Origin of the sequence: Streptomyces sp. SID5910, from assembly GCF_009862125.1 — a bacterium.
Lineage (GTDB): Bacteria > Actinomycetota > Actinomycetes > Streptomycetales > Streptomycetaceae > Streptomyces.
The window spans coordinates 1-8,424 of the sequence record NZ_WWHX01000832.1; the positions used below are offsets into that span (position 1 = coordinate 1).

The window sequence follows — 8,424 nt, forward strand, 5'->3', positions numbered from 1 at the left end:
CTTCGGTGCCGGCTGTGTCGCGGCTCGGGCTCGCGTCGGCGTCCGCTGTGCCGCCGCCCGGGTGCGGGCGGGTGCCTGCGGTTCCGCCGCCCGGGTCCGCTTCGGTGCCAGCTGTGTCGCGGCTCGGGTTCGCGTCGGTGGCCGCTGTGCCGCCGCTCGGGCCCGGGCCGGTGCCCGCGGTCTCCGCGCTCGGGTCCGCGCCGGTGCCTGTGGTGTCGTCGCCCGGGTCCGCGCCCGTGTCCGCGGTCGCGCCGCCGGCCTCCGTGTCCGTGTCGGTGAGGTCCGCCAGCGTCGCCGCGGCATCCGTCTCCTCCGACACGTCGACCAGCAGCAGCCGGCCGTCGTGCGAGGCGACGGCGAGGCGCTCGCCCGCCGGGTCCGAGACCAGCTCCAGCACCCGGCCGAGCCTGCCGGAGGCCAGCCGGCGGGGTGCCCGGCCCCCCGTCGCCCGGGGCAGGTAGGAGATCTCGACGGCGTCCTCGCCGTCCGCGTCCGTCACGTACGCGACCCGTCCGCTCTCCCCGAGCATCTCGGGCAGCCGGACCCGTACGCCCGGGGTGTCGGCGATGGTGCGGGCCGGGCCGTCGCGGTGGGTGAGCCAGTACAGGCTGCCGCGGACGACGACGGCACTCGCGCGGCCCGTCTCGTCGACGGAGATGCCGCCCACGTTCTGCGCCGCGGGCACCTGGTACGTACGCCGTCCCGCGCGCGGCCCGCTCAGCCGGACGTCGAGCCGGCGCGGCACCGAGCCGGACGAGAGGTCGTCGACGATCCACAGGTCGCCGGCGCACTGGTACACCACGCGAGTACCGTCGCTCGCGGCGTTGCGGGCGTAGAAGGCGTCGTGGTCGGTGTGGCGGCGCAGGTCGGAGCCGTCGGGGGCGCACGAGTAGAGGTTGCCGACGCCCTCGTGGTCGGAGAGGAACGCGACCCGGCCGGCGACGAACATGGGCGCGGCGAGGTGCCCGTCGAGGTCGGGCAGCAGCCGCTCGCCGTGCAGCCACAGCCGGCCCGTGGCGCCGCCCCGGTAGCGCTTCCAGGCGGCCGGTTCGTGCGGCGGGGTGCCGGTGAGCAGGAGCGTCCTGCGCTCGCCGTCGACGTCGGCGGCCTGGATGTCGGTGACCGGGCCCCAGGGCAGCTTGCGGCCGGGATCGCCGTCGAGGGAGATCTTGTAGGCCCAGGTCAGGTGCGAGAAGGGCTCGCCGTGGGAGGCGACGGCGAGGACCGCGCTGTCGCCGTCGGGCTCGGGCGGCGTCCAGCCGCAGACGCGGGTGTCGAAGCCGCCCCAGTGGGTGAGCCGGCGTCCGGGTCCGCCGTCGACCGGCACGAGGTGGACCTCCGGCACCAGGGTGCGCCAGCTGGTGTAGGCGATGTGGCGGCCGTCGGGCGAGAAGCGCGGGTGGCCCGCCTTGGTGCGGTCGACGGTGAGCCGCCAGGCGCGGCCCGGACCGTCGAGGTCGGCGAGCCAGAGGTCGTCCTCGGCCACGAAGCACAGCCGGTCGCCGCTGAGGTGGGGAAGGCGCAGATAACTCACCCATCCCATGCTTTGCCGCCGACAGGGCACCGGCAACTTATGGGGAGCTGACAACCGTGACCCACAACACGAACGAAACCGTTTCGTTTCGCTAGTGGGCTGCGGTAGATTCGTCACGTACGAAGTGACATGCCGAACGGTGCCGTTCCGGCCGGAGAGGGGGAGAGCGAGATGACCGAGACCGCCACCGCGCGTCGCAGTCGGATCACTCCCGAGCGCGAGGCCGAGCTGTACGGCGCCGTGCTCGACCTGCTCCGGGAAGTCGGCTACGACGCCCTCACCATGGACGCCGTGGCCGCCCGCACCCGGTCCAGCAAGGCGACGCTCTACCGTCAGTGGGGCGGCAAGCCCGAGCTGGTCGTCAAGGCCATGCGGCACAACAAGCCCGGTGACGTCGGTGACGTCGACACCGGCACCCTCCGGGGCGACCTGCACGCCCTGATGGACCGCGAGGACGACTGCACCATGGCTCAGAACTCCGCGCTGATGCGGGGCGTGGCCATGGCGCTCCACCAGAATCCGGACCTGCGCCAGGCGTTCCGCGAACAGCTCGTGGAGCCGGAGATGGCGGAGTTCCGCCGACTGCTGCAACGCGCGATCGACCGGGGCGAGATCAGAGCGGACTGTCCCGCGCTGGACTTCCTCGTCCCCATGCTGGTCGGCGCCTTCGCCACCCGCACGCTGCTGGAGGACCAGCCGCCCACCCGGGCGTTCCTCACCTCGTACATCGACGCCGTGATCCTCCCCGCCCTCGGCGCCTGACACGTCCCTCGGCCAGGCCCCCCGCCTGAGCCCTGTCCCTGAGCCCCACCTGACGTCACCGCTCACGTCGTCGGGCCGATCATCCCTGCCCCGAAGACCCCACGACCTGACCGGGAGTACGCCCCCGTGGCCACTTTCCTCTACAAACTCGGCCGCCTCGCCTTCCGGCGACGGCACTTCGTCGCCCTGATCTGGGTGGCGCTGCTGACTCTCGCCGGTGTCGGCGCGGCCAGCGCCCCGCCCGCCGGCAACTCGTCCTTCTCCATTCCCGGCACGGAGGCCCAGAAGGCCTTCGACCTGCTCGAACAGCGCTTCCCGGGCCAGAGCGCCGACGGGGCGACCGCACGCGTCGTCTTCAAGTCGCCGGCCGGCGAGAAGATGACGGACGCCGGCAACAAGGCGACCGTCGAGAAGACCGTCCACGAGCTGTCGGACGGCTCCGAGGTCGCCTCCGTCGCCGACCCCTACCAGGGCGACGCCGTCAGCAAGGACGGCACGATCGCCTACGCGTCGGTGCGCTACGACGTCTCCGGCATGGAGCTGGAGGAGTCCACCAAGGACGCCCTGGAGGACGCCGCGCAGCAGGCGCGCGACGCCGGGCTGACCGTCGAGATCGGCGGTGACGCGCTCCAGGCCGTCCCGGAGACGGGCGCGACGGAGATCATCGGCATCGCGATCGCCGCGGTCGTCCTCGTCGTCACCTTCGGTTCGCTGATCGCCGCCGGACTGCCGCTGCTCACCGCGCTGATCGGCGTCGGCATCGGCGTCTCCTCGATCACCGCGCTGGCCAGCGTGCTGGACCTGGGCTCCACCACCTCCACGCTGGCGATGATGATCGGCCTCGCGGTCGGCATCGACTACGCGCTGTTCATCGTCTCCCGCTACCGCGCGGAACTCGCCGAGGGCCGCGAACGCGAGGAGGCGGCCGGGCGGGCCGTCGGCACCGCGGGCTCGGCCGTGGTCTTCGCCGGCCTCACCGTGGTCATCGCGCTTGTGGGTCTCGCGGTCGTCAACATCCCGATGCTGACCAAGATGGGCGTCGCGGCGGCCGGCACGGTCGCCATCGCGGTCCTGATCGCCCTCACGATGATCCCCGCGCTGCTCGGCTACGCGGGCCGCAAGGTCAAGCCGGCCGGTGAGAAGAGCAAGCTGCTGGGCGGCGCCCGTGCCGCGCGGAAGAACGCGGCCGGCAAGCCCGCCAAGGCCAACATGGGCACCCGCTGGGCGAGCTTCGTCGTCCGCCGTCCCGTCGCCGTGCTGCTGCTCGGCGTCGTCGGTCTCGGCGCTGCCGCGATCCCCGCGACCTCCCTCGAACTGGGCCTGCCCGACGACGGCTCCCAGCCGACGTCCACGACGCAGCGCCGGGCGTACGACCTGCTGTCGGAGGGCTTCGGCGCCGGCTTCAACGGTCCGCTGATGGTCGTGGTGGACGCGAAGGGCAGCGACGCGCCGAAGGAGGCGTTCACCGACGTCTCCGACGGGATCAAGGGCCTGGGCGGCGTCGTGGCGGTCACCCCGCCCGCGCCCAACAAGGCCGGCGACACCGCGACGATCACCGTGATCCCGGACTCCAAGCCGTCCTCCGCGCAGACCGAGGACCTGGTGCACGCCATCCGTGACGCGGGCGCCGGCATCAAGGCGGACACCGGCGCGGAGACCCTGGTCACCGGCGCGACGGCGATGAACATCGACGTCAGCCAGAAGCTCAACGACGCGCTGCTGCCCTACCTGGTCCTGGTCGTGGGCCTGGCCTTCCTGCTCCTCATCGTGGTCTTCCGCTCGGTCCTGGTCCCGCTGAAGGCGGCCCTCGGCTTCCTGCTGTCCGTCATGGCGGCGCTCGGCGCGGTCGTCGCGGTCTTCCAGTGGGGCTGGCTGTCCGGCCTGATGGGCGTCGAGGAGACCGGCCCGGTCATGTCGATGATGCCGATCTTCATGGTGGGTGTCGTCTTCGGCCTGGCGATGGACTACGAGGTCTTCCTGGTCACCCGCATGCGGGAGGCGTACGTCCACGGCGAGAAGCCGAACCAGGCCGTCGTGACCGGCTTCAAGCACGGCGCCCGGGTGGTCACGGCCGCCGCGGTGATCATGATGGCGGTCTTCGCGGGCTTCATCGGCTCCAGCGAGTCCATGATCAAGATGATCGGCTTCGGCCTGGCGATCGCCGTCTTCTTCGACGCGTTCGTCGTCCGCATGGCCATCGTCCCGGCCGTCCTCGCCCTGCTCGGCAAGAGGGCCTGGTGGCTGCCGAGGTGGCTGGACCGTGCCCTGCCCAACGTGGACGTCGAGGGCGAGGGCCTGCGCACGGCCGCCGACCGGGGCACGGACCCCGACGAGGACCGCGTCCCGGCGCGCACCTGACGCACCGCGACGCCGAGAACCGGCCGGTGAGGGCCCCGTGGGGACGGGACGGCCCTCACCGGCCACGCCGTGTGCGGGCCCCGAACCGGGTCGCATGCGGGTTGCACGTACCGCTACCGTGCCGGTCATGACGACGACCCCCGGCAGCAGCCCCGACGTCCACCCCCGTTTCGCCGAGGCCCTGCGCGGGCTCGGGCTCGATGTGCTGGTCGGGGAGGTGCGGCGGTTTCCGGAGGCGACGCGGACCGCGGCCGAGGCCGCCGCGGCGATCGGGTGCGAGCTGAGCCAGATCTGCAAGTCGCTGATCTTCGCCGCGGACGGGGTGCCTGTGCTGGTCCTCATGGACGGGGCCTCCCGCGTCGACCTGGAGCGGGTCCGTGCGGAGCTCGGCGCCGGGAAGGTCACGCGGGCCAAGGCCGACGTCGTGCGGGAGACCACCGGGTACGCCATCGGCGGCGTGCCGCCCTTCGGGCACCGCGAAAGGACGCGGGTGCTGGCCGACCGGTCCCTGCTCGCGCACGAGGTCGTCTGGGCCGCCGCCGGCACGCCGTACAGCGTCTTCCCCATGGAGCCCAAGGAGCTCGTCGCCACCGCCGGCGCCACCCTCGTGGACGTGCGCGAGCCCTCGGCGTGACCCCGCTGGTCACCGCGGCCGTCCTGCTCGCCGCGGTCACGCACGCCGGCTGGAACGCCATCGCCCACCGGATCGCCGACAAGCTCACCGGCTTCGCCCTGATCTCCGGCGGCGGGCTGCTGATCGGGCTCGCACTGGTGCCGTTCACGGCCGTCCCGGCGGCCGGCGCGTGGCCGTACCTCCTCGTGTCCGCCGCCGTCCACATCGCCTACTACGCCCTGCTGATGCGGTCCTTCCGGCTCGGCGACTTCGGGCAGGCCTACCCGATCGCCCGGGGCAGCGCGCCCCTGCTGGTCACCGTCCTCGCCGCGGTCTTCGCGCACGAGGTGCCCGACGGATGGGCGACCGCGGGCATCGCGCTGTCCTGCGCGGGACTGACCGGCGTCGCCCTGTGGGGGCTGCGCGGGCGCCGGCCCGACTGGGCGGCGATCGGCGCGGCCCTCGCGACCGGGGTGACCATCGCCGTGTACACCGTCGTGGACGGGCTCGGTGTCCGGGAGTCCGGGTCGTCCCTCGGGTACATCGCCTGGCTGATGGCGGTGCAGGGGACGGTCCTCCCGGCGTACTTCCTGTACCGCCACCGCGCCGGCGCCTGGGCGCTGCTGCGTCCGCACGCCCGTCTCGGGCTGCTCGGCGCGGCCCTGTCCGTCGCCGCCTACGCCCTCGTGCTGTGGGCGCAGACCCGCGCCGAACTCGCCCCCATCGCCGCGCTGCGCGAGTCGTCCATCCTGGTCGGCGCGGCGATCGGTGCCGTGTTCTTCAAGGAGCGGTTCGGCGCTCCGCGGATCGCGGCGGCGGGGCTGCTGGTCGTCGGGATCGGACTGATGCTGCACACCGGGTAGTGCGGAGCCGGATAGTGCGGGCGGCGGCGACGAGGAGCACTCTGGAAGCAGGTGTTCCGGAGGTGATCGTCATGATGCACACCGCTGTGGGATGGCATGTCGAGCTGGAGTTCACGGAGGACGAACGGCACACGCGCGCGGCCGCGATGGTGCGGCTGCCCGACGGCACGGAGGTGCGCGCGCACGGCCACGCCAGCCGTCACCGGGCGGACTCCCGGCAGCCCCGGGTCGGGGAGGAGGTCGCCGGAGCGCGGGCGCTGAACGAGCTCGCGATGCAGTTGCTCACCAAGGCGCACGGCGAGATCGACGACGCGTCGGGGCGGATCTCCCACCCGATCCACGTCTGAGCCGGGCCCCGGTCCGGGCTCAGCCCGCGTCGAGCGACGCCCGCACCGCCCGTACCAGGGCCTGGGCCCGCGGGTCGGCCGTCACGGACTTGCGGAAGCCGTTGGTGACGTAGCCGAGGGCGATGCCCGTCTCCGGGTCGGCGAAGCCGAGGGCGCCGCCGCGGCCGGGGTGGCCGAAGGAGCCGGGGGACAGGAACGGGGACGCGCTGCCGTGCAGCATGTAGCCGAGGCCGAAGCGGGTGCCGACGACCAGCACCCGGTCCGGGCCCGCCGACTCCTCGGCGCGGGCGCGTTCCGTCGTCGCCGGGTCGAACAGCCGGATCCGCCGCGTCCCGGTGTCGGCCTCGCCGATCAGCGCCGCGTAGAAGCGGGCCAGCGCGTCGGCCGTCGCGATGCCGTTGGTCGCCGGGAGGGCCGACGCCCGGTACGCCGGGTCGTTCTGGTCCGGGAACGGCGTGATCGCGGCGAAGGCGCGGCGGGTGAGCGAGTCCGGGTCCCCGTACGCCTCGGTGACGGCACGCTTGGGACGCAGGCGCAGCCCGCCGCCCCCGGCCGGCTCCGTCTCCTCGACGCGGCCGACCCGGCCTGCGCGGCCCGCGGCCTCCTCCTCGGCGGGCAGGCCGAGCCACAGGTCCAGGCCCAGCGGGCCGGCGATCTCGTCGGCGACCCACTCGCCCGCGCTCCGCCCGCCCGTCACCCTGCGCACCAGCTCGTCCAGCAGCCAGCCGTAGGTCAGCGCGTGGTAGCCGTGGTCGGTGCCCGGCTCCCAGACGGGTGCCTGCGCGGCGACGGCCTCGGGGCCCCGCAGCGGGTCGAGGGCCTCCTCGGGGGTGAGCGGACGGTCCAGCACCGGCAGCCCCGCCCGGTGGTTCAGCACGTGCCGGACCAGCACCCGTTCCTTGCCGTGCGCCTTGAACTCCGGCCAGTACTCGCCGACCGGCGCGTCCAGGTCCAGCTCCCCGCGCTGGTGCAGCAGCAGCGGTACGGCGGCGGCGACGCCCTTGGTCGCCGAGCGCACGACCTGGGCGGTGCCCCGGCGCCAGGGCTCGGTGCCGTCGATGTCGCGCGTGCCGCCCCACAGGTCGACGACCTTGCGCCCGTCCCGGTAGACGGCGACGGCCGCGCCCCGGTCCCCGAGCGCCGCGAAGTTCCGCGCGAACGCGTCCCTGACCGGCTCGAAGCCCCCGGCCACCGTGCCGTGTATCTCCACGTCCGCGTCCACGCCGTCCACGTCCCTGTGTTTCCTTCCGCTCGCCTGCGACAGAGGGTGCAACAGTCGTCGACCGCCTGCGATTCCTCAGGTACCCGACGTGACCGACCGCGGGTCGAAGCCGAAGGGCAGTTCCAGGCGGTGGGCGCGCATCAGCGCCTCGTCGGAGAGCAGGCCGCCGGTGGGGCCGTCCGCCGCGATCACGCCGTCGCTGAGGATCAGGGCGCGGGGGCACAGCTCCAGGGCGTAGGGCAGGTCGTGGGTGACCATCAGCACCGTGACGTCGAGGGAGCGCAGGATGTCGGCGAGTTCGCGGCGGGAGGCGGGGTCCAGGTTGGACGACGGTTCGTCCAGGACCAGGATCTCCGGCTCCATGGCGAGCACCGTCGCGACCGCGACCCGGCGTCGCTGGCCGAAGGAGAGGTGGTGCGGGGGCCGGTCCTTGAACGCGGCCATGCCGACCAGGCCGAGCGCCCGGTCCACGCGCGCCTCCAGCTCGGCCCCCTTCAGCCCGGCCGCCGCCGGTCCGAAGGCCACGTCCTCGCGCACGGTCGGCATGAAGAGCTGGTCGTCGGGGTCCTGGAAGACGATGCCGACCCGGCGCCGGATCTCGGCCATGTTCCGCTTGTCCACGGGCAGCCCGGCGACGGTGACCGTGCCGGCGCCGCCGGACAGGATGCCGTTGAGGTGGAGCACCAGGGTCGTCTTGCCGGCGCCGTTCGGGCCGAGCAGCGCGA

Annotated in this window: 7 protein-coding genes and 1 pseudogene; 5 read left to right on the forward strand and 3 right to left on the reverse strand. The window is 73.6% G+C overall.

Features of this window, described 5'->3' with window-relative positions; translation table 11 throughout:
• Positions 1-1,543: pseudogene (locus GTW67_RS29320) on the reverse strand (S41 family peptidase); the annotation flags it as partial.
• Between the two features lie 162 nt (positions 1,544-1,705).
• On the opposite strand from GTW67_RS29320, the gene GTW67_RS29325 reads away from it, so the two are divergent.
• The 5 genes from GTW67_RS29325 (at position 1,706) to GTW67_RS29345 (ending at position 6,477) form a co-directional block, all read left to right on the forward strand.
• On the forward strand, positions 1,706-2,296 hold the full coding sequence (locus GTW67_RS29325) for a TetR/AcrR family transcriptional regulator (RefSeq protein ID WP_161167776.1): 591 nt from the start codon (positions 1,706-1,708) through the stop codon (positions 2,294-2,296).
• 126 nt (positions 2,297-2,422) lie between these two features.
• Positions 2,423-4,654: an MMPL family transporter gene (locus tag GTW67_RS29330; protein ID WP_161167777.1), complete on the forward strand. Its 2,232-nt coding sequence runs from the start codon at positions 2,423-2,425 to the stop codon at positions 4,652-4,654.
• Positions 4,655-4,781: 127 nt separating this feature from the next.
• Positions 4,782-5,288: a YbaK/EbsC family protein gene (locus GTW67_RS29335; protein WP_161167778.1), complete on the forward strand. Its 507-nt coding sequence runs from the start codon at positions 4,782-4,784 to the stop codon at positions 5,286-5,288.
• Entirely contained in the window at positions 5,285-6,130 is an 846-nt protein-coding gene (locus GTW67_RS29340) for an EamA family transporter (protein WP_161167779.1), read from the forward strand. Before GTW67_RS29335 ends, GTW67_RS29340 begins: the two co-directional genes overlap by 4 nt.
• Before the next feature lie 71 nt (positions 6,131-6,201).
• Positions 6,202-6,477, forward strand: coding sequence for a DUF1876 domain-containing protein (locus GTW67_RS29345; RefSeq protein ID WP_161167780.1), 276 nt, complete (start codon positions 6,202-6,204; stop codon positions 6,475-6,477).
• Between the two features lie 19 nt (positions 6,478-6,496).
• Here GTW67_RS29345 and GTW67_RS29350 read toward each other — a convergent pair whose 3' ends face one another.
• Entirely contained in the window at positions 6,497-7,687 is a 1,191-nt protein-coding gene (locus GTW67_RS29350) for a serine hydrolase (RefSeq protein WP_161167782.1), read from the reverse strand.
• An 87-nt stretch (positions 7,688-7,774) separates the two neighbouring features.
• Positions 7,775-8,424, reverse strand: a 650-nt coding sequence (locus tag GTW67_RS29355; protein ID WP_161167781.1) for an energy-coupling factor ABC transporter ATP-binding protein, incomplete at its 5' end; no start/stop codon positions are given.